Origin of the sequence: Streptomyces abikoensis (assembly GCF_014648775.1) — a bacterium.
Taxonomy (GTDB): domain Bacteria; phylum Actinomycetota; class Actinomycetes; order Streptomycetales; family Streptomycetaceae; genus Streptomyces; species Streptomyces abikoensis.
Map to the genome: position 1 here is coordinate 318,912 of NZ_BMRT01000005.1, position 21,228 is coordinate 340,139.

Here is a 21,228-nt window from a genome sequence, read left to right on the forward strand (position 1 = left end):
GTCCGACGACACCCGACGGCGGTCCCCCGGTCACCCGGGGGACCGCCGTTGCTCCTTTCGGGGGACCGGGCCCGGGCATCGGGCGGAAACCCGGAGCCCAGCGGGCCCGTGGTGACGTTCGGTCACCCGTCGGGAACGCTCGGTGTGCCAGCATGCTGGGTGGCCCGTAAGCGCAGCGGGCCGACAGCCAACGGGAGAGGACGACATGCGTTTCGCCAGCGGCGGCGGAAACGATGGCGTCCGACCGGGTGGGCCTGGTCCCAGGCTCTGCATCCTGGACGGACTCCGTCTGCTCGCGGCCCTCATGGTCGTGCTGTACCACTACACGAGTCTGAACGGCGGCTGGAACCGCGACCCGCGTCTGCTGTTCCCCGGCATCGAGCCGATAACGCGCTACGGCTGGCTGGGCGTGGAGATCTTCTTCCTCATCAGCGGCTTCGTCATCTGCATGAGCGCCTGGGGCAGGTCGCTGGGCGACTTCGTGGTGTCCCGGGCCGCGCGGATCTACCCCGCCTACTGGGTGGCGATCCTGCTGACCGGCGGCGTGGTCCTGCTGTGGCCCCAGGTCCGCTCGGTGGCCGGCCCGGAGCAGGTGTTCACCAACCTGACCATGCTCCAGCAGGGACTCGGCGTCTGGGACGTGGACGGCGTCTACTGGACGCTCTTCGTGGAGCTGAAGTTCTACGTGCTCTTCGCCCTCGTCGTGGCCAGGGGCGTCACCTACCGCCGCTGCGTGATCTTCTGCGGCGTCTGGACCCTGGCCGCCGCCATCGCCCCGACGGCCGACAGCAAGCTGCTCACCCTGTGGGCGACGCCCTTCGCGGCGCCGTACTTCGTCGCGGGCATCGCCTACTACCTCATGCACCGCTACCGGCCCACGGCCCTGCTCTGGGGCATCGTCGTCATCTCGTACCTGCTCGCCAACCACCAGGTGGCCAAGCGGCTGCACGACAACGCCAACCACCCGACCGCGCTCTTCCCCGCCCAGGCCATGGTCTTCGTGATCTTCGCCGTGATGGCGCTGGTGGCGCTGGGCACCTTCGACCGGGTGCGGTGGCGCTGGCTGACCACGGCGGGCGCGCTCACCTACCCGATGTACCTGCTGCACCAGTACATCGGGATGACGGTCATCTACGCGCTGCGCGAGGCCGTCCCCCCGCTGCCGCTCGTCGCCGGGCTGATCACGGTGATGCTGGGCGCCGCCTGGCTCCTGCACCGCTACGTCGAGCGCCCGCTCGGCAGGCGGCTGCGCTCGGCGCTCCGCAAGAGCATGGAGGACGTCCGCCACAGCGCGACGGCGCCCGCGCTCGACGGACTGCCGCTGCTGAACGAGCCGCGGCGCTCCGACCGGGTGGGAGCCGTGCGGTCGGAGGGCGGCTGAGGTTCGTACCTCCGGAGCGAGCCGACTGCAGCCGGCCGACCGGATCGAGCCGGCTAGAGCGAGCCGACGACCTTGCGCGGCGTGATGCGGACCACGACGCGCTGGGCGTCGTCCTTGGCGGCCGGGTTGAAGTCGGCGTAGTCCTTGCCGGTGTACTTCCGCGACAGCTCGTCGATCAGCTCGTCACCGCCCTCGGTGGTGATGTCGGCGGTGCCGCGCACCTCGGCGTAGGTGTACGGCGCGTTGGGCGGGTTGACCAGGACGGTGACACGGGGGTCGCGGCGGAGGTTGCGCTCCTTGCGCCGGCCGACCGTCGTGGAGAACAGCAGATCGTCGCCGTCGCGCTTGACCCAGGTGACGGAGAGCTGCGGGCTGCCGTCGGGCTGGACGGTGGCGACGGTGACGAAGGCGGGGTTGTCGTCGATGTACTTCTTGAGGTCCTCGGAGAGCACGGCAGACACGGGTGGTCCTTCCGGGGCGGGGGGTTGTCCGTGGTTCTTTCCCCTGACCCGCCCCTTCCCGAAACCGGGGCTCCGCCCCGGACCCCGTGTCGCCCCGGACCCCGTGTGAGGACGCCGCGTCAGACGCGGTACACGAGCGCCGTCGCCAGGGCCGCCAGGCCCTCCGCCCGGCCGGTGAGGCCGAGACCGTCCGTCGTGGTGCCCGAAACCGCCACGGGCGCCCCGATCGCCGCCGAAAGAGCCGCCTGCGCCTCCTCCCGCCGCTTCCCGATCTTCGGTCGTACGCCGATCACCTGAATGGCGACGTTGCCGATCTCGAACCCCGCCGCGCGGACGATCCGTGCCGCCTCCGTCAGGAGCGTGACGCCGGACGCGCCCGACCACTCGGGCCGGTCCGTGCCGAAGTGGGCGCCGAGGTCGCCGAGCCCGGCCGCGGAGAACAGCGCGTCGCAGGCGGCGTGCGCGGCGACGTCGCCGTCGGAGTGGCCCGCGAGCCCGTGGCTGGCGCCCTCCCACTTGAGGCCCGCGCACCACAGCTCGCGGCCCTCCTCGAAGGCGTGGACGTCCGTGCCGACGCCGACGAGGGGCAGCATCGGGCGGGGGGTCTCAGAATCCATCGTTGGCCCTCCTGCGGGCGAGTACGGCCTCGGCCAGGACGAGGTCCAGCGGCCGGGTCACCTTGAACGCCTCCTCGTGGCCGGGCACGACCACGACGGGGACGCCGAGCCGCTCCACGAGGCCGGCGTCGTCCGTGGCGCCCTCGCCCTCCACGGCGACCTTCTCGTGTGCCTCGACGAGCGTCGCCCGGTCGAAGCCCTGCGGCGTCTGCACGGCCCGCAGCAGCGCCCGCTCGGGCGTGCCCACCACGGGCTCCGGCTCGCCGGCGCGCTCGCCGACGCGCGGCTCGACCTGCTTGACGGTGTCCGCGAGCGGCAGCGCCGGTACGACGGCGGGCGCGCCGCCGCGGACGGCGGCGGCGACGGCGTCGACGGTGTCGACGGGCACCAGCGGGCGGGCGGCGTCGTGGACGAGGACGGTGGTGACGTCGGCGGGCAGGGCCGCGAGGCCCAGCCGGACGGACTCCTGGCGGGTCGCGCCGCCGGGGACGACCACGACGTCGGTGCGGGTGCTGTCGCGGTCGGCCAGCGGATGGGCGTCGAGGAGGTTGCGGACCTCGGCGGCACCGTCCGGCGGGGCGACCACGACGACGAGCGAGACCGCGCGGGAGGCCGCCATGGCCCGGACCGCGTGGACCAGCATGGGGGTGCCGCTCAGGGCCCGCAGGGCCTTGGGGGCGCCCGGTCCGAGCCGGACGCCGCGGCCCGCCGCGGGAATGACGACGGCGGTGCGCGAAATGGTCTGAGAGCTGCCTCGATCAGACATTGCGTTGGCGTTCAGGTTTGCTTCCTCGGCCGAATTGGGTATGGCCTCAGCGTGCCGGGCACGATGCCCCGACCAGCCCCTTCCGTGACGACTGGTCGGGCCGGCTGCCCGGGCCCGGCACGCCAAGCGCGCGCTGCGGAGCTCGTAAAGCGCAGACTTGTGAGCAGACTCGTAAAGCTCGGCGGATTCGTGAAGCGCGGAGCTGTAGAGCCGAAGACGCCGCAGCGCCCGCCGGATGACTCGGTCATCACGCGGGCACCGCGGCACTTCTATGAAGCCAGTTGCGGGGCACAGCCGCCGGCACCTGTGCTGTACGTCGTCAGGACGCGAGAACCTCGTCGAGCAGGGCCTCGGCCTTGTCCTCGTTGGTGCTCTCCGCGAGGGCGAGCTCGCTCACCAGGATCTGCCGCGCCTTGGCGAGCATGCGCTTCTCACCTGCGGAAAGACCGCGCTCACGCTCACGCCGCCACAGGTCGCGAACGACCTCGGCGACCTTGATCACGTCGCCGGACGCGAGCTTCTCGAGATTTGCCTTGTAGCGACGGGACCAGTTCGTCGGCTCTTCGGCGTACGGTGCGCGGAGCACCTCGAAGACCCGGTCAAGCCCGTCCTGGCCGACCACATCGCGAACACCGACGAACTCGGCATTGTCCGCCGGCACCCGAACCGTCAGGTCACCCTGGGCGACCTTCAGCACCAAGTAGGTCTTGTCCACGCCTTTGATCTGGCGAGTTTCGATGGCCTCGATCAGCGCGGCCCCGTGATGGGGATAGACCACGGTGTCGCCAACCTTGAACGTCATGTGACAGGTACCCCTTCCGTGGCTATCCAGTCTAACACGGGAACTGCCCGTTCTGAATGGCGTTTCCGCAGGTCAGGGCATATCTCGGGGCTTGACAACAGCAACCGGAACGTGCTGCGGAGCCCTTCCGGAAGCAGGTATTCGCAGGTCGGAGCGGTTGTCCGGGTCAGGCGAAACGCCCACGTTACGCCTGTCGGACAGGCCCCGCGAGCGGCCGAACGTCCCGATTTGCCGGGCTCCGGTCGGCCGACTTCCGGTACTCCGTTCGGGGCGCGGAGCCCTTCCGGACTTCCCTTCCGGAATTGATCAAGTCGGACTTGATCAATTCCGGAAGGCCCTTCCCGGTGCCTCCCGCATTCATTGCCGATATTCACTCGCGTCACCCGGCCGGACGTTCCGTGGCGGCCGATCTTCCGGCGATGGTTGATATTCGGCCGTGGGGCCGCCACGGCGCCGAGTTGACCATGGGGGCGGGTCGGGTGCGGGCGCCGCAGGACGGCTCGGTAACCTAAGCCCGCTGACACACACCCTTATCCCGTACGTACCTCGTACGCGAACCTCGTCCAAGGAGATGCCGCCGCCGTGAGCAGCAGCCTTCGACGCGGCGCTCTCGCCGCTTCCGCCCTCGTGGTCTCGATCGCCTCGCTCTCCGCCTGCGCCGCGGGCAACAAGGCGCAGACGCTGGAGGTCAAGCCGGACAACGCCGCCACCTCGGTCGGTGACATCAAGCTCCAGAACGTCAATGTGATCACCCAGCAGGACCTCAAGGCCGGGGGCCCGGCGGTCGTCACGGGCAAGGTCTTCAACAACGGCCGCAAGGACCAGGAGCTGCGCTCGATCAAGCTCGCGGGCCTGGACGCGCCGGTGACGCTGGCCCCGGCGAAGGGCTCCGGCCCGGTCGTCGTGCCGGCGGGCGGCTCGATCGTCCTGGGCGGCAAGGACAACCCGTCGGCGGTGCTGCCGAAGGGGCGCGAGGGCCTGAAGGACGGCGCGACGCAGCGGCTGTCCTTCGACTTCAGCTCCACGGGTGAGGTGAAGATCGCCGCGTTCGTGGTCCCGGCGAAGAGCTTCTACAAGGACTGGGGCCCGCAGGCCCCCGCCGCCCAGCCGAGCGGCACGCCGGGCGCCCCCTCGGGCGCCCCCTCGGCCCCGGCCGGCGCGGCCGAGGGCCAGCCGCAGGGCGCCGGCCACCAGGCCGGCACCAAGCCGGGCGCCGGCACGGGCGCCTCGGCCACCCCGCAGGGCGGCCAGCAGCACGCGGGCCACTGACGCACGCGAAAGGGGCCCGGAAGCCGCACGGCTTCCGGGCCCCTTTCGCATACCTACTGAGCCGGTTTACGGCTCGAATTTGTAGCCGAGGCCCCGCACCGTGACCAGGTAGCGCGGCGCCCCCGGGTCCGGCTCGATCTTGGCGCGCAGGCGCTTGACGTGGACGTCGAGGGTCTTGGTGTCGCCCACGTAGTCCGCGCCCCAGACGCGGTCGATCAGCTGCATCCGGGTCAGGACGCGCCCGGCGTTGCGCAGCAGCATCTCCAGGAGGTCGAACTCCTTCAGCGGAAGGTCCACCTTGCCGCCGGCGACGGTGACGACGTGCCGGTCGACGTCCATGCGCACCGGGCCGGCCTCCAGCGCGGCGGGGGTGACCTCCTCGGGCTCGCCGCGGCGCCGGAGCACGGCGCGGATGCGGGCGACGAGCTCGCGGGAGGAGAAGGGCTTGGTGACGTAGTCGTCGGCTCCTATCTCCAGGCCGACGACCTTGTCGATCTCGCTGTCCTTGGCGGTCACCATGATCACGGGCACGTTGGAGCGTCCGCGCAGCTGCCGGCAGACCTCGGTGCCGGGCAGGCCCGGCAGCATCAGGTCCAGCAGGACCAGGTCGGCGCCGTTGCGCTCGAACTCGTCCAGGCCGTCGGGCCCGGTGGCCGCGACGGCGACCTCGAAGCCCTCCTTGCGGAGCATGTAGGACAACGCGTCGCTGAAGGATTCTTCGTCCTCGACGACGAGCACTCGGGTCACGAGGCGGCCTCCGGTCGGTTCTCTGGGAAGTACGGGGAGTACAGGGAGTACGGGACGTACGGAGTGGGAGGAGTGGGAGTGGTGCCGGGGGTCACGGCCGGACCCCCGGCAGGGGGAGGTGCTCGCCGGCGAAGGTCTCGCCGACGGGCTCGTCTGGGGAGTCGCCCGGGCGCGGCCGCTCGCGGTCCCGGGCCGCGCCCGCCTCGGGCAGCCGCAGCGTGAACGTGGAGCCCTGGCCCTCGGCGCTCCAGACGGTGACCTCGCCGCCGTGCGAGGCGGCCACGTGCTTGACGATGGACAGGCCGAGGCCGGTGCCGCCGGTGGCGCGGGAGCGGGCGGGGTCGACGCGGTAGAAGCGTTCGAAGACGCGCTCGCGGTCCTTCTCGGAGATGCCGATGCCCTGGTCGGTGACGGCGATCTCGATCAGGTCGCCGCCGGGGGCGGCGACGCGGCGGGCGGCGATGCCGACGCGGGTGCGGGCGGGGCTGTAGTTGACCGCGTTCTCCACGAGGTTGCCGAGGGCGGCGGCGAGCTGGCCCCGGTTGCCCCAGACGTGGAGCTCGGCGGTGCCTCCGGTGGCCATGGTGATCTGCTTGCTGGCGGCGCTCTGGCGGCAGCGGTCCACGGCCTCGGCGACGAGCTCGTCGACCCGGACGGGCTCGGAGTCCTCGAGCGGGTCGTCGTACTGCACCCGGGAGAGGTCGATGAGCTCCTGGACGAGGTTGGTCAGCCGGGTGGCCTCTATCTGCATGCGGCCGGCGAAGCGGGTGACCGCCTCGGGGTCGTCGGAGGCGTCCATGACGGCCTCGGAGAGCAGGGAGAGCGCGCCGACGGGCGTCTTGAGCTCGTGGCTGACGTTGGCGACGAAGTCGCGGCGGACGGCCTCGATGCGGCGGGCCTCGGTGAGGTCCTCCACCAGCAGGAGGACGAGCCGGGAGCCGAGCGGCGCGACTCTGGCCGACACGGCGAGCGCGTCGCCGCGCCCGGTGCCGCGCCGGGGGAGGTCGAGCTCGACCTGGCGTATCTCGCCGTCCCGGCGGGTGTCGCGGGCCATCTGGAGCATGGGCTCGACGGCGAGCTTGCCGCCGCGCACCAGTCCGAGGGCGTAGGCGGCGGAGCTGGCCTTCACGACGGCGTCGGCCTCGTCGAGGACGACGGCGGAGGAGCGCAGGACGGAGAGGACGGTGTCGACGCCGGGCGGCAGCACGGCGTCGGTGTGGAGGGAGCTACGGGTGGGACGGGCCTGGTCGCGCTCGCTCCAGCGGAACGCCAGCATGGCGATCACACCGGTGCACACTCCGGCGATCGCCGCCGCTGCGGCGACGGCCGCGTCCAGGTTCATGAATCCAGGTTATGCGGGTACGCCGACACAACCACAGCCAAATGGGGGGCGCCTCGAACACCCGTTGCCAAGAGTTCACCTTCAAGCCAGCACCGGTTCACTCCGGTGGCCGCCTGCCGTCGCGTTCCGGCCGGAACGTGGAGGTCACGGCCGGACTACCGGCCCCGGCACCACCAAGGTCGAGAGAAGGACGGACATGCGGGACGCGTACCACGAGGAGCTCGATTCGATCGGCGAGGGCCTCGTCGAGATGGCCCGGCTGGTCGGCTCCGCGATCGGGCGCGCCACCACGGCGATCCTGGACGCGGATCTCAAGCTGGCGGAGTCGGTGATCGCGGCGGACGCCAAGGTCGACGACCTCCAGCGGGACCTGGAGGCCCGGGCGATCGCCCTGCTGGCGCGGCAGCAGCCGGTCGCCACGGACCTGCGGATCGTCGTCACCTCGCTGCGCATGAGCGCGGACCTGGAGCGCTCCGGCGACCTCGCCCAGCACGTGGCCAAGCTGGCCCGGCTGCGCTTCCCGGAGACGGCGGTCCCCCGGGACCTCCACTCGACGGTCCTGGAGATGGGCCAGCTCGCCCAGCGGCTGATGGCCAAGGCGGCCGAGGTGATCATCACCAAGGACGTGGACCTGGCGCTCCAGCTGGAGCAGGACGACGACGCCATGGACCTGCTGCACCGCACGCTGTTCCAGCACCTGATGGACGACCGCTGGCGGCACGGCATCGAGACGGCCGTCGACGTGACCCTGCTGGGCCGCTACTACGAGCGCTTCGCCGACCACGCGGTGTCGGTGGCCAAGCGCGTGGTCTACCTGGTGACCGGCGAGCACGCGGACGAGATCGCCCAGTCCGGCGGCACCACCCAGGGCACGACCGAAACGGACTGACCCCCGCACGCCCTGGCGCCCCCTCCGTGCGCCTGTACGCCCCCACTTGGTCCGTACATACGTACGTGCTGAGCATTGACGGTCGCTTCGGCCGGTCCTTGACTGGGTGGAGGCAGACACCCCTTCGAGGGAGGAGACCGAATGAGCGGCTGTCAGTGTGGTCCTGGGTGCTCGTGCGGCTGCCAGAACGGCGGCTCGTGCCAGTGCGGCGGAAGCTGCAGCTGACGACTCCACGCACGTCACTCACCTGTGGAGAAGGGCCCCCGCCCCCAGCCATCGGCTGCGGGCGGGGGCCCTGTCCCGTTCCACTGCGTTACTTCTTCTTGCCCTGGTTCTTCACGGCCTCGATGGCGGCCTTGGCGGCCTCCGGGTCGAGGTACGTGCCGCCGGGGACGACCGGGCGGAAGTCGGCGTCGAGCTCGTAGGCGAGCGGGATGCCGGTCGGGATGTTCAGGCCCGCGATGTCGGCGTCGGAGATGCCGTCGAGGTGCTTGACCAGGGCGCGCAGCGAGTTGCCGTGCGCGGCGACCAGGACGGTGCGGCCGGCGAGCAGGTCCGGGACGATGCCGTCGTACCAGTACGGCAGCATGCGCGTGACGACGTCCTTGAGGCACTCGGTGCGCGGGCGCAGCTCGCTCGGGATCGAGGCGTAGCGCGGGTCGTCGCTCTGCGAGAACTCGGAGCCGTCCTCGAGGGCCGGCGGCGGGGTGTCGTACGAACGGCGCCAGAGCATGAACTGCTCCTCGCCGAACTCGGCCAGGGTCTGGGCCTTGTCCTTGCCCTGGAGGGCGCCGTAGTGGCGCTCGTTCAGCCGCCAGGAGCGGTGGACGGGGATCCAGTGGCGGTCGGCGGCCTCCAGCGCGAGCTGCGCGGTGCGGATCGCGCGCTTCTGGAGGGACGTGTGGACCACGTCCGGGAGCAGGCCGGCGTCCTTGAGGAGCTCACCGCCCCGGACCGCCTCCTTCTCGCCCTTCTCGTTGAGGTTGACGTCCACCCAGCCGGTGAACAGGTTCTTCGCGTTCCATTCGCTCTCGCCGTGGCGGAGGAGGATCAGCTTGTACGGTGCGTCGGCCATGCCCTTGAGCGTAATCGACCGTGCGAGCGCCCCGCGCCCGGGACGATTGACGCCGATCGTCAATTGGATGGCGTGGACACGCTCATATCCGTAAGGTGCGGAGTGGCTTGGTACCACTTACCTTGGGGGGCGCGGACATGTCGGTCGCGAGTATCGGGAGGGCGGCGAGGCAGAGCGTCTCGGGGCTGCCCCGGGCGTTCTGGTGGCTGTGGACGTCCACCCTGATCAACCGGATGGGCGCCTTCGTCGCCACGTTCCTGGCGCTCTACCTGACCGTCGACCGGGGCTACTCCGCCTCCTACGCCGGTCTCGTCGCCGCGCTGCACGGGCTCGGCCAGGTCGTCTCCTCCCTGGGCGCCGGGGTGATGACCGACCGGCTCGGCCGGCGTCCCACGCTGCTGATCGCCCAGCTGTCCACCGCCGCGACCGTGGCACTGCTCGGCTTCGTCCAGCAGCCCGCCGCGATCGCGGCCGTCGCCTTCCTGGTGGGCGTGGCCAGCAACGCCTCCCGCCCGGCCGTGCAGGCGATGATGGCCGACATCGTCGCCCCCGAGGACCGCGTCCGCGCCTTCGCGCTCAACTACTGGGCCATCAACCTGGGCTTCGCGTTCTCCTCGCTCGCGGCCGGTGCCATCGCCCAGTACAGCTATCTGATCGGCTTCCTCGGCGAGGCCGTCCTGACGCTCGTCTGCGCGATTCTGGTCTTCCTCAAGCTCCCCGAGACCCGCCCCGAGCCGGTTCCCGGCGGGGACGGCGCGTCCGGCGAGCCCCCGGTCGGGCTGGGGACGGTGCTGCGCGACCGTCGCTTCATGGGCGTCGTCGGGCTGTCGTTCCTGATGGCCCTGATCTTCATGCAGCACTCGGTGGCCCTGCCGGTGGCCATGGGCGAGGCCGGCTTCTCCAGCGCCGACTACGGCATGGTCATCGCCGTCAACGGCGTCCTGATCGTCGCCCTCCAGATCCCCGTGACCCGCTTCATCGAGCACCGCGACCCCCAGCGGCTGCTCGTGATCTCCGCCCTGCTGGCCGGCTACGGCTTCGGGCTCACCGCCTTCGCGGGCTCGCTGGGCGTGTACGCGCTGACCATCTGCGTCTGGACGCTGGCGGAGATCGTGAACTCGCCGACGCAGATGGGGCTCGTCGTGCGGCTCTCCCCCGTCCAGGGACGGGGGCGCTACCAGGGCGTCTACACCCTGTCGTGGTCCCTCGCCGCGCTGATCGCCCCGCTGGCGGGCGGCTTCGTGATCGACGAGTTCGGGGCGGCCGTGCTGTGGACGGGGTGCGCGGTCGTCGGCTCGGTGGCGGCCGCGGGGTACTGGCTGCTGATGCGCGGCCTCCCCGCGGAGAGCGCCGTCGGCGCGGCGGAGCCGGCCGCCGAGGCCGAGACCGAGACCGAGACCGAGGCGGCGTCGGCCTGACGCCCGGTGGGGCGGCGCGCTACGGCGTCGGCTCGTCGCGCGTCAGGCGGGCGAACGCGTCGAGGTTGCGCGTCGACTCGCCGCGCGCCGTGCGCCACGCGTACTCCTTGCGGATCGCGCTGGCGAAACCCATCTCCAGCAGCGTGTTGAAGCTGCCGTCCGCGTGTTCCAGGACCTGCCCCAGGATGCGGTCGACCTCCTCGGGCGTCACCGCCGCGAGCGGCAGCCGCCCGACGAGATAGACGTCCCCGAGCCGGTCGACGGCGTACGCGAGCCCGTAGAGGCGCGTGTTGCGCTCCAGCAGCCAGCGGTGCACGGCGGCGTGGTTCTCGTCGGGGCACCGGACGACGAAGGCGTTGACGGACAGCGAGTGGTTGCCGACGACCAGGGAGACGGTCGTCGACAGCTTGCGCGTGCCGGGGAGCTTGACGACGTACGTGCCGTCGGAGCCGGCCGGGCTCTCCCATTCGAGGCCCGCGTCGCGGAGCGCGTGCTCGATGGTGGTCTTCGCGTCGGTGGTCTTCGCATCGGACATGAGCCGAGCGTAGGCGACGCCCCGGGGCCCGGCGCGGGGCGGGCGTACCGACCCCGCCGGGAACCGGCGGAAACCCGGCCCCGGCCACCGGCACCTGTTGCGGTTTCGGCAAAAAAGTTAGGGGTATGTTGCCACCCGCTCCGACTATGTCGCCCATGACCACGACATCCCCGGCCCCCTCGGCCACCCCACCCGTACTGAGCGCGCGCAGGCGCTGGACCGTGCTCGTCGTCTGCGCGCTGAGCATGTTCCTCGTCGGCCTGGACACCACGATCGTGAACGTGGGCCTGCCCGGGATCGGACGCGGGCTGGGCGTGGGAACGCGCGCCCTGGAGTGGGTCGTCGACGCCTACACCGTCGTCCTGGCCGCCCTCCTCATCGCGTCCGGCGCGCTCGCGGACCGGTTCGGGCGGAAGCGCGTGTTCCAGGCCGGGCTGGGCGTCTTCGGGGTGGCGTCGCTCGCGTGCGCGGTGGCGCCGTCGCTCGGGTTCCTCGTGGCGGCACGGGCCGTTCAGGGGGTGGGGGCCTCGATGCTGAGTCCCGTGGCGCTGGCGATCGTCGTGAACGCGATGCCGGACCCCCGGGAGCGGGCCCGGGCGATCGGTGTGTGGGCGGCGGTGTTCGGGCTGAGCATGGCGGCGGGGCCGGTCGCGGGCGGGGGGCTCATCGCGGCGTTCGGCTGGCGGTCGGTGTTCTGGGTCAACGGGCCGGTCGTCGTCGCCGCGCTCGTCCTGGTCGCGGTGTTCGTACCGGAGTCCCGGGGCGAGCGGGCCCGGCGACTCGATCTGCCCGGTCAGGCGCTGCTCACGGCCGCCCTGGGCCTGTCGGTCGGCGTGCTCATCGAAGGTCCCCGCATCGGCTGGACGTCGCCCCTGGCGCTGGCCGGCTACGCCCTGATCGTCGTCACGGCGGCCGGGTTCGTACGCGTCGAACTGCGGCGGCCCGAGCCCCTGATGGAGCTCGGACTCTTCCGGCGGCCGCCCTTCGCCATGGCGGCGCTCGGCGCCGTGGCGGTGTTCGTCGCGCTGAACGTGACCCTGCTGCTCACCACGTTCCACCTCCAGCACGCCCGCGGCTGGACGCCGCTCGCGGCCGGCACGGCGGCCCTGCCCCTGGCGCTCGGGGCCACCGTGTGCGCGCCGTGGTCCGGCGCCCTGGTGGGGCGGGCCGGGCCGCGACGGCCGCTCGTCCTCGCGGGCGGCTTCCTCACCGCCGGCGGGCTGTGCATGGTGGGGCTCGGCGGGGGCGCGAGCGCCCTGCCGGTCCTGCTCGCGTATCTGCTCATCGGCATCGGGTTCGGCTTCGCCAACGCGCCGATCACCAACACCGCGGTCGGCGGGCTGCCGCCGTCCCGTGCCGGGGTGGCCGGGGCGATCACCTCCACCGCGCGGCAGGTCGGTTCGGCGGTCGGCATCGCGATCGCGGGCGGCCTGGTCTCGGGCGTCGGACCCGCCGGTCTCGCCGGGGCGTCCCGGCCGGGGTGGCTGCTCGTGACGGCCTGCGGGCTGTTCCTCTTCGCCGTGGCGCGGGCCTCCCGGCCGACGTCACGGGCCTGAGGCCACGGGGCCGTAGGAACGCTCAGACGTGGGCCGACCGCGAGCGTCGGCGGCGCTCCGCGATCGCGGCCGTGTAGACGTCCGCGGTCGCGGTCGCGGCCGCGCCCCAGCCGAAGGAGCGGGCGTGGTCGGCGGCGGCCGCGCCCATCCGGTCGGCCAGGCCCCGGTCGTCGGCGAAGCGGGCGAGCGCGGTGGCGTAGTCGGCCGGGTCGTGGCCGTCGACGAGGAAGCCGCTGACCCCGTCCCGCACCGCCACGGGCAGGCCGCCGACCGCCGCCGCGACGACGGGCGTGGCGCACGCCTGTGCCTCGACGGCGACGAGGCCGAAGGACTCGCTGTACGAGGGCATGACCAGCACGGACGCGGCCCGGTACCAGTCGGCGAGGCGGTCCTGGCCGACGGGCGGGCGGAAGCGGACGACGTCGGCGATGCCCAGCCGGGCCGCCAGCTTCTGGAGGCCCTCGGGCTTGGCGAGGCCGCTGCCGCTGGGACCGCCGACCACGGGGACGACGATGCGCGAGCGCAGCTCCGGGCGCCGGTCCAGCAGCACCGCGACAGCGCGCAGCAGCACGTCCGGGGCCTTGAGGGGCTGGATGCGTCCGGCGAAGAGCGGTATCAGGGCGTCGGCGGGCAGATCCAGCCGCTCACGGGCGGCGGCCCGGCCGCCCGCCGGGCGGAAGCGGTCGAGGTTGACGCCGGGGTGGACGACGGCGACCCGCTCCGGGTCCGCGTCGTAGTGGTGGACGAGCTCGTCGGCCTCGCCCCGGGTGTTGGCGATGAGCCGGTCGGCGGCGCGGACGATCTGGGTCTCGCCGATGACGCGGGCCGCGGGCTCGGGGGTGTCGCCGGCGGCGAGCGCGGCGTTCTTCACCTTGGCCATGGTGTGCATGGCGTGGACGAGCGGGACGCCCCAGCGCTCGGCGGCGAGCCAGCCGACGTGGCCGGAGAGCCAGTAGTGGGAGTGGACGAGGTCGTAGTAGCCGGGGCGGTGGCCCGCCCAGGCGCGCATGACGCCGTGGGTGAAGGCGCACAGCTGGGCGGGGAGCTCCTCCTTGGCCAGGCCCTCGTACGGGCCGGCGTCGATGTGCCGCACCAGGACGCCGGGGGCCAGCTCCACGGTGGGCGGGAGGGCGGCGGTGGTGGCCCGGGTGAAGATCTCCACCTCGATGTCGATCTCCGCGAGGCGCTTGGCGAGCTCGACGATGTAGACGTTCATCCCGCCCGCGTCGCCCGTGCCGGGCTGGTGGAGCGGGGAGGTGTGCACGCTGAGCATGGCCACGCGGCGCGGGCGCCGGGGGGCGCCGAGGCGCCGGAGCTGGGGCTTGGGGAAGTGGCCGAGCGTACGGCCACGGCGGGCGCCGAGCCGGGATGCGTACTGGCTCACCGTGTGTCCTCCGTCCGCCCGCTGAGGGACCGTCCCTGGGGCGTCCATCGCCTGTCCGACGGTGCAACGCCGGACGGACCGGCTCCCATTTCCCCTTTACCAAACAGTGACGCAAAGCCCTGGTCAAATCGCTACGCCCGTCCTCGTGCGAGGGCCGTCCCGACCGCCAGCTGGGCCGCCGCCGTACCCAGTAGCAGGGCCATGGGGGCGGTCCAGCCGCCGGTGGCGGAGTGCAGCAGGCCCACGGCGAGCGGGCCGAGCGCGGCCAGCAGATAGCCGAGGGACTGGGAGAGCGTGGACAGCGCCGTGGTCTGCGCCGGCCCGCTGCCGCTCCGCGCGATCACGGCGAGGACCAGCGGGAACGAGCACAGCCCCAGCCCCACCAGCACCGCCCACACCAGGGGCAGCGCCATGGGCGCCACCAGCAGCCCGGCGAAGCCCACGAGCATCGCCGCCGAGACGCCCGCGAACGCCCCGCGCAGCCCCGCCGGGCCCTTGGCCAGGGCCAGCACCGCGAAGGACACCGGTATGCCCACGGCCTGGGCGACCGCCAGCACGACGCCCGCCGCGCCCTCGGACATGCCGTGGCCGGAGAGCAACGAGGGCAGCCAGCCGGTGATGGCGTAGGCGTTGAGCGCCTGAAGGCCGAAATAGGCGGTGACCAGCGCGCCGAGGCGGGTGCGGGCCATGGCCCAGGGCGAGATCCGGTCCGTCGGCTCTGTCGCCGGGGCAGCACCCGGCGTCCGTATGCCCGTCCGGGCGGCCCACACGACCGTCGCCGCCAGCGCGGGCAGCGCCCACACGGCGAGGCCCAGCGACGGCGAGCCCACGGCCCCGGCCACGGGGACGGCCACGGCGGAGGCGAGCGTCGCGCCCAGGGCGAGGGTGGTGGTGTAGAGGCCGGTGATCAGGCCGACGCGCTCGGGGAAGTGGGTGCGCACGAGCGTCGGCAGCAGGACGTTGCACAGCGCGAGCCCGGACATCCCCAGCACGGTGCCGGCGAGCAGCGCCCACGTGGCAGGCACGGCCCGCACCGCCAGCCCGGCGGTCAGCGCGACGACGGCCGCGAGGACCGTGCGCTCGGCGCCGAGCCGACGGGCCAGGGCGCCCGTACCGGCGCCGGCGGCGGCGAAGCAGAGCGACGGCAGCGTGGGCAGCAGCGCCGCGACGAGCGGCGAGAAGCCGAGGTCGGCGCGGAGGGCGTCCAGGAGGGCGGCGGCGCTGCTGATGCCGAGGCGGAGGTTGAGGGCGATGAGGAGGACGGCGGCGATGGAGGTGAGGAGGCCGGTGCGGGTGGAAGGGAGGGCAGTGGACACGGCAGCAAACGTAAGACGTCCGACGTTTGATGTCCAACGTGAGACGTGCGATGTGCTCTCCCGGCCAGCCGGTACCGTGGCCGCATGACCGCCGAACCCGCCGACCCCGCCCTCGAACCGGTGCGCCGCCCGGCGCTCTCCGACGAGGTCATCGAACGGATCCGGGCCCGGATCGCCTCCGGCGACTGGCCCGTCGGCAGCCGCATCCCGCCGGAGCCCGAGCTGATGCGCCGGCTCCAGGTCGCGCGCGGCACCGTCCGCGAGGCCGTGCGCGCGCTCGCCCACACCGGGCTGCTGGAGGTGCGGCGCGGCGACGGCACGTACGTCAAGGCCAAGAGCGAGCTCTCCGGCGCGGTGACCCGCCTCTACGGCGGCAGCGACCTCGGCCAGCTCCTGGAGGTGCGCGAGGGGCTGGACGCGCAGGCCGCCCGCCTCGCCGCCGCCCGCGCCGACGACACCGCGCTCGACGCCCTCGCCGACGCGCTGCGGCGGCGCGCCGCCGCGTGGGAGGCCGGGGACTTCGACGCGTGGGTCACCGCCGACTGGGACTTCCACGCGGGCGTCGCCGACGCCTCCGGCAACGCGCTCCTCGCCGAGCTCTACCACAACCTCGCCGGGCCGCTGCGGACGGCCATGGCCGAGGCATGGTCCACGTCCGGCTTCCAGGGCGCGGACCCCGTCGGGCACGAGACCCTGCTGGCCGCGCTGCGCGAGCGCGACCCCGCCGAGGCGGGGCGGCAGGCCGCCGCGAACGTCTCCGACACGCGGGCGTGGGACGAGGGCGAGGGCTCCCGGCGTGGCTAGGCCCTCCCGCCCCATCGGCTCGGCCACCCGCGGCACCACCAACCCCAACCGGCTCCGCCGCATGGACCGCTGGATCGCCGCCACCCACGCCCCCGCCCTGCGGCGCTCCGCCGACCCCGTCGCCGTCGACCTCGGCTACGGCGCCGCGCCGTGGACGGCCGTCGAGTTGCTCGGACGGCTGCGCACGGTGCGGGCGGACGCGGAGGTCGTGGGCATCGAGATCGACCCGGCGCGGGTCGCGGCGGCCAAGCCGTACGAACGCGACGGGCTGAGCTTCGCCCACGGGGGCTTCGAGGTCCCCCTGCCCGGGGGCACCGGGCGGCGGGCGCTGCTGATCCGCGCGGCGAACGTGCTGCGGCAGTACGACGAGGGCGAGGTCGCGGCCGTCTGGGCACGGCTGTGCGGGCGGCTGGCGCCGGACGGGCTGCTCGTCGAGGGCACGTGCGACGAGATCGGGCGCCGGCACGTGTGGGTGGCGCTGGGGCCGGAGGGGCCGCGCACCCTTACGTTCGCCGCTCGGCTCGGCTCCTTGGGCACCCCGTCGGACCTCGCCGAACGGCTGCCGAAGGCGTTGATCCACCGGAACGTTCCGGGGGAGGCGGTGCACGCGTTCCTGCGGGACTTCGACCGGGCGTGGGCGGGGTTCGCCCCGTACGGGGCGCTGAGTGCGCGGCAGCGGTGGATGCGGTGTGCGGATGCGTTGCGGGGGGACTGGCCGGTGGTGGACGGGCCGGGCCGTTGGCGACAGGGGGAGCTGACCGTCCGCTGGGACGCGCTGGCGCCGGGTGGGTGACCCGGGGGGGGGAGGGTGCCCCAGTCCCGCCCTTTCTCCCCCAGCTACCGCTGGGAGGTGCCCCCAGTTTCCTGGGGCTCCGCCCCAGACCCCGCGCCTCAAACGCCGGCGGGGCTGAATTTGTCGCCCGGGCGGGCTGAATTCAGCCGAGGCCCAGCGCAGCGCACAGCGCGTCCACCAGCGGACGGTCCCGCTCGTTCGTCAGGCGGGCCCGCGCGGCATCCGGGGCGAGCCACGCCAGCTGGTCCACCTCCCGGTTCGGCTCGAAGAAGCCCCCCGTCATCTCCGCCGACCAGTAGCGGACCTCCTTGGGCCGCCCCGCCACCTCATAGCGGGACGTGGGCAGCCGCGCCCCCACCACGCAGTGCATGCCCGTCTCCTCCAGTACCTCCCGGATCGCACCCAGCAGCGGGTCCTCACCCCGCTTGAGCTTGCCTTTCGGCAGGGACCAATCGCCATATTTCGGTCGGTGGACGAGCGCCAGCTCGATACCCCCGGGCACCCGGCGCCACAGCACGCACCCGGCCGCCCGGATCACGGAAGAGGCCCCGGCCATCAGATCCGCTGCCAGATCCGGCCGAACATGAAGCGCGCCGCCTCCACCTCGTGCCGCTGGTCGGCGTGGAGGACGCCCAGGGCGTACGCCGTCGCCGGGGCGATGCGCGGGGTGCGGGCGGCCGAGGCCGCCGCGGCGGCGGCCTCGGCGGCGTCGCGATGGCGGTCCAGGGCCTGACCGGCGCTGAGCAGCCGCACCGACAGGGACGGTTCCGCTTCCGTCTGCCGCTGCTCGTCCAGGACCTCCTGGGCGTAGCGCCGCAGCCGGACCAGGCGGCGCACCTGGTGCCAGGGCGCGTCCTGGCGGGTCTCGGCGGGCGGGGCGTCGGCGGTGGGCGTGGCGGCCAGGCCCCAGGTGAGGGCCTCGGCGTTGTACGGGAGGCCGGACACCGACAGGGGCAGCTCGTCGACCGCCTCGGTGAGCCGCCGCTGGATCTGCTCCGCCAGACGGGTCAGGGCCTCGCCGGCGAGCACCTCGTGCGCGGCGGGGGCGAGCGGCACCTCGGAGGCGAGGACGGCGACCGAGTCCGCCACGGCGTGGAAGCGCGCCGAGCCCAGGGCCTGGAGGGCCGCCGAGTGGGCGCGGGTGCGGGCCAGGGTCAGCTGGCGGTCCAGCAGGGCCCCGGCGCGCGCGGCGCCCACGGTCGGGGTGCCGTCCGTGCCGGACAGGCGGTGGAGCGCGCCGCGCAGCCGGGCCAGCCGGGCGGTGTGGGCGTGTTCGCGGCCCAGGACGTCCGAGAGCCACACCAGTTCGGTGCGGAGCTGGTCCGTCCAGGTGACGTCCGTGAGCGGCCGGTAGACGTGGAGCGCGCCGGCGACGCGGCGCGCGGAGCGCCGCAGCATCCGGACGGCCTCGCCCGCGTCCTCCGCGTCGGAGCGGCTCTCGCCGTGCAGCCGCAGGCTGCGGAGGAAGTCGGTGGCCTGGGCGTGGAGGTAGCCGGAGAGGACGTCCCCGGCGGTCGCCGCCTCCGGGCCGTGGGGGGCGGGGGCGCCGCCGTGGAGCGCGGCCTGCCCTCCGGAAACGGACCGTTCCGTCGTCGTCACTTCGTACTCCCCGGGCGCGGGCGTCGGCGCCGGCGCGGTGACCGTAACCGGCGGGTCATGAGGTCGGTGAGCCACGCCGGCGCCTCCGGGCGTCGATGAGCATCTCCTGCACATTGCGCAGCGGCCGGCCGTCGGCGTCGGTGGCGTGCCGTGTCCAGTTGCCGTCGGGGCCCAGGTGCCAGGAGGCCGTGTGGTCGGAGACGCCGAGTTCCAGCAGGCGGCTGAGGGAGGCCCGGTGTCCGGGGTCGGTGACCCGGACGAGGGTCTCGATGCGGCGGTCGAGGTTGCGGTGCATCATGTCGGCGCTGCCGAGCCACACTTCGGGCTCGCCGCCGTTCCCGAAGGCGAAGACCCGGGAGTGTTCCAGGAACCGGCCGAGGATGCTGCGGACCCGGATGTGCTCCGAGAGGCCCACCACGCCCGGCCGCAGCGCGCAGATGCCGCGCACCCAGACGTCCACGGGCACCCCGGCGCGGGAGGCGCGGTACAGGGCGTCGATGACGGCCTCGTCCACCATCGAGTTGACCTTGATACGGATGTACGCGGGCCGTCCGGCGCGGTGGTGGGCGATCTCCTTGTTGATCCGGGAGATCAGTCCGTCGCGCAGGGATCTGGGGGCGACGAGCAGCCGCCGGTAGGTCTCGCGCCGGGAGTAGCCGGAGAGGCGGTTGAAGAGGTCGGAGAGGTCGGCGCCGACCTGCGGGTCGGCGGTGAGCAGGCCGAAGTCCTCGTAGAGCCGGGCCGTCTTGGGGTGGTAGTTGCCGGTGCCCACGTGCGCGTAGCGGCGCAGGGTGTCGCCTTCCTGACGGACCACCAGCGACAGCTTGCAGTGGGTCTTCAGCCCGACGAGCCCGTAGACGACGTGGCAGCCGGCCTCCTCCAGTTTCCGGGCCCACTTGATGTTGGCCTGTTCGTCGAAGCGGGCCTTGATCTCGACGAGGACGAGGACCTGTTTGCCGGACTCGGCCGCGTCTATGAGCGCGTCGACGATCGGCGAGTCGCCGGAGGTGCGGTAGAGGGTCTGCTTGATGGCCAGGACGTCCGGGTCGGCGGCGGCCTGCTCCAGGAACGCCTGGACGGAGGTGGAGAAGGAGTCGTAGGGGTGGTGCAGCAGGACGTCGCGTTCCCGCAGCGCCGCGAAGATGTCGGGCGCGGAGGCGGACTCCACCTCGGCGAGGTCGCGGTGGGTGCCCGCGACGAACTTCGGGTACTTGTGCTCGGGCCGGTCCAGGGAGCCGATGGCGAAGAGCGCGGTGAGGTCGAGCGGGCCGGGCAGCGGATAGACCTCGGCGTCGCTGATCTTCAGCTCGCGGACGAGCAGGTCGAGGACGTACGGGTCGATGGTCTCCTCGACCTCCAGCCGCACGGGCGGGCCGAAGCGGCGCCGCATGAGCTCCTTCTCCAGGGCCTGGAGGAGGTTCTCCGCGTCGTCCTCCTCGACCTCCAGGTCCTCGTTGCGCGTCACCCGGAACATGTGGTGCGCGAGCACGTCCATGCCGGGGAAGAGCTCCTCCAGGTGGGCCGCGATGACGTCCTCCAGGGGGACGTACCGCTGCGGGGAGACCTCCAGGAAGCGCGGCAGCAGCGGGGGGACCTTCACGCGTGCGAAGTGGTCGTGGCCGCTCACGGGGTTGCGGACGACCACGGCGAGGTTGAGCGAGAGTCCCGAGATGTACGGGAAGGGGTGCGCGGGGTCGACGGCGAGCGGGGTGAGCACGGGGAAGATCTGCTGCCGGAAGAGGGTGAAGAGCCTGCCCTGCTCCTTCTCGGTCAGCTCGTTCCAGCGGATCAGGTGGATGCCCTGCTCGGCCAGCTCGGGGGCGACGTCCTGCTGGTAGCAGGCGGCGTGCCGGGCCATGAGCTCCCGGGAGCGGGTCCAGATCAGCTCCAGGACCTCGCGCGGCTGGAGCCCGGAGGCGGAGCGGGTGGCGACGCCGGTGGCGATGCGGCGCTTGAGGCCGGCGACGCGGACCATGAAGAACTCGTCGAGATTGTTGGCGAAGATCGCCAGGAAATTGGCGCGTTCCAGCAGGGGCGTGGCCGGATCCTCCGCCAGTTCCAGCACCCGTTCGTTGAAGGCGAGCCAGCTGCGCTCCCGGTCCAGGAAGCGGCCGTCGGGCAGCGGCTCGGCGTCCACGCGGCCGTCGCCCTCGTCGAGCTCGTCGAGATCCTTGATCTCGTACGCGTCGAGACCGGGCCCGAGCCGGGGCACGCCCGCGACCACGGCGGCCTTCGGACGGTGGGCGGCGATGAAACCCACCGACTCGGGGGACTCGGCGTTGTCATGTGCCTGTGCGCCGGACGACTGGCTCATGTCTTCATTGTTCCGCGCCGGGGGCCGCCCGGGCGCGCCGGAGGGCGACGCGGGGGCGGCGCGGAGCCGTCGTTCGGGGGCGCTGGGCGCGGCGGGCTGCATTCGCCAAGGCTCGCAACCGAGGTTTAATCACGGGTAACGTGCACATGGCGTGAAGGTG

At 73.0% G+C, this 21,228-nt stretch carries 20 protein-coding genes; 7 read left to right on the top strand and 13 right to left on the bottom strand.

The genetic code is table 11. The features are described from left to right. Positions 1-205 precede the first annotated feature (205 nt). Complete coding sequence (locus IE096_RS19310; protein WP_189453370.1) at positions 206-1,381, top strand: acyltransferase family protein; 1,176 nt, start codon at positions 206-208, stop codon at positions 1,379-1,381. 53 nt (positions 1,382-1,434) lie between these two features. Here IE096_RS19310 and IE096_RS19315 read toward each other — a convergent pair whose 3' ends face one another. The 4 genes from IE096_RS19315 to IE096_RS19330 all read right to left on the bottom strand — a co-directional run bounded on the left by IE096_RS19315 (position 1,435) and on the right by IE096_RS19330 (position 4,027). Beyond that, a complete protein-coding gene (locus IE096_RS19315; protein WP_189453372.1) occupies positions 1,435-1,842 on the bottom strand; it encodes a PPOX class F420-dependent oxidoreductase in 408 nt (135 codons plus the stop codon). A 119-nt stretch (positions 1,843-1,961) separates the two neighbouring features. After that, entirely contained in the window at positions 1,962-2,459 is a 498-nt protein-coding gene (ispF, locus tag IE096_RS19320) for a 2-C-methyl-D-erythritol 2,4-cyclodiphosphate synthase (protein WP_189453374.1), read from the bottom strand. Then, positions 2,449-3,225: a 2-C-methyl-D-erythritol 4-phosphate cytidylyltransferase gene (ispD, locus tag IE096_RS19325; protein ID WP_126915462.1), complete on the bottom strand. Its 777-nt coding sequence runs from the start codon at positions 3,223-3,225 to the stop codon at positions 2,449-2,451. The genes ispF and ispD overlap by 11 nt, the downstream gene beginning before the upstream one ends. A gap of 319 nt (positions 3,226-3,544) precedes the next feature. Next, positions 3,545-4,027: a CarD family transcriptional regulator gene (locus IE096_RS19330; RefSeq protein WP_009716930.1), complete on the bottom strand. Its 483-nt coding sequence runs from the start codon at positions 4,025-4,027 to the stop codon at positions 3,545-3,547. A 582-nt stretch (positions 4,028-4,609) separates the two neighbouring features. On the opposite strand from IE096_RS19330, the gene IE096_RS19335 reads away from it, so the two are divergent. After that, the gene (locus IE096_RS19335; RefSeq protein ID WP_189453376.1) at positions 4,610-5,296 is read left to right on the top strand and encodes a DUF461 domain-containing protein; all 687 of its coding nucleotides are present in this window, start codon (positions 4,610-4,612) and stop codon (positions 5,294-5,296) included. A gap of 66 nt (positions 5,297-5,362) precedes the next feature. Here IE096_RS19335 and phoP read toward each other — a convergent pair whose 3' ends face one another. Beyond that, positions 5,363-6,034 (bottom strand): two-component system response regulator PhoP, encoded by a 672-nt coding sequence (gene phoP / locus IE096_RS19340; RefSeq protein WP_466728736.1) that lies wholly within the window; start codon positions 6,032-6,034, stop codon positions 5,363-5,365. 100 nt (positions 6,035-6,134) lie between these two features. Further along, a complete protein-coding gene (phoR, locus tag IE096_RS19345) occupies positions 6,135-7,385 on the bottom strand; it encodes a two-component system sensor histidine kinase PhoR (protein WP_189453378.1) in 1,251 nt (416 codons plus the stop codon). A 196-nt stretch (positions 7,386-7,581) separates the two neighbouring features. Between phoR and phoU the strand changes: the two genes are divergently transcribed. Further along, complete coding sequence (gene phoU / locus IE096_RS19350) at positions 7,582-8,274, top strand: phosphate signaling complex protein PhoU (protein ID WP_189453380.1); 693 nt, start codon at positions 7,582-7,584, stop codon at positions 8,272-8,274. A gap of 313 nt (positions 8,275-8,587) precedes the next feature. On the opposite strand, the gene IE096_RS19355 is transcribed toward phoU, so the two are convergent. Then, on the bottom strand, positions 8,588-9,349 hold the full coding sequence (locus IE096_RS19355) for a phosphoglyceromutase (protein WP_126915459.1): 762 nt from the start codon (positions 9,347-9,349) through the stop codon (positions 8,588-8,590). A gap of 137 nt (positions 9,350-9,486) precedes the next feature. On the opposite strand from IE096_RS19355, the gene IE096_RS19360 reads away from it, so the two are divergent. Further along, complete coding sequence (locus IE096_RS19360; protein ID WP_189453382.1) at positions 9,487-10,767, top strand: MDR family MFS transporter; 1,281 nt, start codon at positions 9,487-9,489, stop codon at positions 10,765-10,767. 19 nt (positions 10,768-10,786) lie between these two features. Here IE096_RS19360 and IE096_RS19365 read toward each other — a convergent pair whose 3' ends face one another. Then, entirely contained in the window at positions 10,787-11,302 is a 516-nt protein-coding gene (locus tag IE096_RS19365) for a type III secretion system chaperone family protein (RefSeq protein ID WP_189453384.1), read from the bottom strand. A 155-nt stretch (positions 11,303-11,457) separates the two neighbouring features. On the opposite strand from IE096_RS19365, the gene IE096_RS19370 reads away from it, so the two are divergent. Continuing rightward, the gene (locus IE096_RS19370) at positions 11,458-12,858 is read left to right on the top strand and encodes an MFS transporter (RefSeq protein WP_189453386.1); all 1,401 of its coding nucleotides are present in this window, start codon (positions 11,458-11,460) and stop codon (positions 12,856-12,858) included. A gap of 22 nt (positions 12,859-12,880) precedes the next feature. On the opposite strand, the gene mshA is transcribed toward IE096_RS19370, so the two are convergent. Both mshA and IE096_RS19380 read right to left on the bottom strand, forming a co-directional pair. Next, positions 12,881-14,242 (bottom strand): D-inositol-3-phosphate glycosyltransferase, encoded by a 1,362-nt coding sequence (gene mshA / locus IE096_RS19375; RefSeq protein WP_229820370.1) that lies wholly within the window; start codon positions 14,240-14,242, stop codon positions 12,881-12,883. A gap of 131 nt (positions 14,243-14,373) precedes the next feature. Continuing rightward, entirely contained in the window at positions 14,374-15,558 is a 1,185-nt protein-coding gene (locus tag IE096_RS19380) for an MFS transporter (protein ID WP_189453389.1), read from the bottom strand. An 84-nt stretch (positions 15,559-15,642) separates the two neighbouring features. Between IE096_RS19380 and IE096_RS19385 the strand changes: the two genes are divergently transcribed. Both IE096_RS19385 and IE096_RS19390 read left to right on the top strand, forming a co-directional pair. Next, a complete protein-coding gene (locus IE096_RS19385) occupies positions 15,643-16,362 on the top strand; it encodes a FadR/GntR family transcriptional regulator (RefSeq protein WP_189453391.1) in 720 nt (239 codons plus the stop codon). Then, on the top strand, positions 16,355-17,155 hold the full coding sequence (locus IE096_RS19390) for a class I SAM-dependent methyltransferase (protein ID WP_189453392.1): 801 nt from the start codon (positions 16,355-16,357) through the stop codon (positions 17,153-17,155). The genes IE096_RS19385 and IE096_RS19390 overlap by 8 nt, the downstream gene beginning before the upstream one ends. 142 nt (positions 17,156-17,297) lie before the next feature. Here IE096_RS19390 and IE096_RS19395 read toward each other — a convergent pair whose 3' ends face one another. From IE096_RS19395 to IE096_RS19405, 3 genes are read right to left on the bottom strand one after another with little or no spacing between them, the layout of a single operon-like run. Further along, the gene (locus IE096_RS19395) at positions 17,298-17,711 is read right to left on the bottom strand and encodes an NUDIX hydrolase (RefSeq protein WP_189453394.1); all 414 of its coding nucleotides are present in this window, start codon (positions 17,709-17,711) and stop codon (positions 17,298-17,300) included. Continuing rightward, positions 17,711-18,868, bottom strand: a complete 1,158-nt coding sequence (locus IE096_RS19400) for a CHAD domain-containing protein (protein ID WP_189453397.1) — start codon at positions 18,866-18,868, stop codon at positions 17,711-17,713. Before IE096_RS19400 ends, IE096_RS19395 begins: the two co-directional genes overlap by 1 nt. Beyond that, positions 18,810-21,068: an RNA degradosome polyphosphate kinase gene (locus IE096_RS19405; RefSeq protein ID WP_189453398.1), complete on the bottom strand. Its 2,259-nt coding sequence runs from the start codon at positions 21,066-21,068 to the stop codon at positions 18,810-18,812. The genes IE096_RS19400 and IE096_RS19405 overlap by 59 nt, the downstream gene beginning before the upstream one ends. Positions 21,069-21,228 lie beyond the last annotated feature (160 nt).

Bases quoted from the DNA above. Each gene is read 5' to 3' on its own strand.
- ispD (WP_126915462.1), bottom strand. From the start codon at position 3,225: ATGTCTGATCGAGGCAGCTCTCAGACCATTTCGCGCACCGCCGTCGTC.
- IE096_RS19385 (WP_189453391.1), top strand. From the start codon at position 15,643: ATGACCGCCGAACCCGCCGACCCCGCCCTCGAACCGGTGCGCCGCCCG.
- IE096_RS19370 (WP_189453386.1), top strand. From the start codon at position 11,458: ATGACCACGACATCCCCGGCCCCCTCGGCCACCCCACCCGTACTGAGC.
- phoR (WP_189453378.1), bottom strand. From the start codon at position 7,385: ATGAACCTGGACGCGGCCGTCGCCGCAGCGGCGGCGATCGCCGGAGTG.
- IE096_RS19310 (WP_189453370.1), top strand. From the start codon at position 206: ATGCGTTTCGCCAGCGGCGGCGGAAACGATGGCGTCCGACCGGGTGGG.
- ispF (WP_189453374.1), bottom strand. From the start codon at position 2,459: ATGGATTCTGAGACCCCCCGCCCGATGCTGCCCCTCGTCGGCGTCGGC.
- IE096_RS19365 (WP_189453384.1), bottom strand. From the start codon at position 11,302: ATGTCCGATGCGAAGACCACCGACGCGAAGACCACCATCGAGCACGCG.
- phoU (WP_189453380.1), top strand. From the start codon at position 7,582: ATGCGGGACGCGTACCACGAGGAGCTCGATTCGATCGGCGAGGGCCTC.
- IE096_RS19330 (WP_009716930.1), bottom strand. From the start codon at position 4,027: ATGACGTTCAAGGTTGGCGACACCGTGGTCTATCCCCATCACGGGGCC.
- IE096_RS19395 (WP_189453394.1), bottom strand. From the start codon at position 17,711: ATGGCCGGGGCCTCTTCCGTGATCCGGGCGGCCGGGTGCGTGCTGTGG.
- IE096_RS19405 (WP_189453398.1), bottom strand. From the start codon at position 21,068: ATGAGCCAGTCGTCCGGCGCACAGGCACATGACAACGCCGAGTCCCCC.
- IE096_RS19355 (WP_126915459.1), bottom strand. From the start codon at position 9,349: ATGGCCGACGCACCGTACAAGCTGATCCTCCTCCGCCACGGCGAGAGC.
- IE096_RS19400 (WP_189453397.1), bottom strand. From the start codon at position 18,868: ATGTGCAGGAGATGCTCATCGACGCCCGGAGGCGCCGGCGTGGCTCAC.
- IE096_RS19360 (WP_189453382.1), top strand. From the start codon at position 9,487: ATGTCGGTCGCGAGTATCGGGAGGGCGGCGAGGCAGAGCGTCTCGGGG.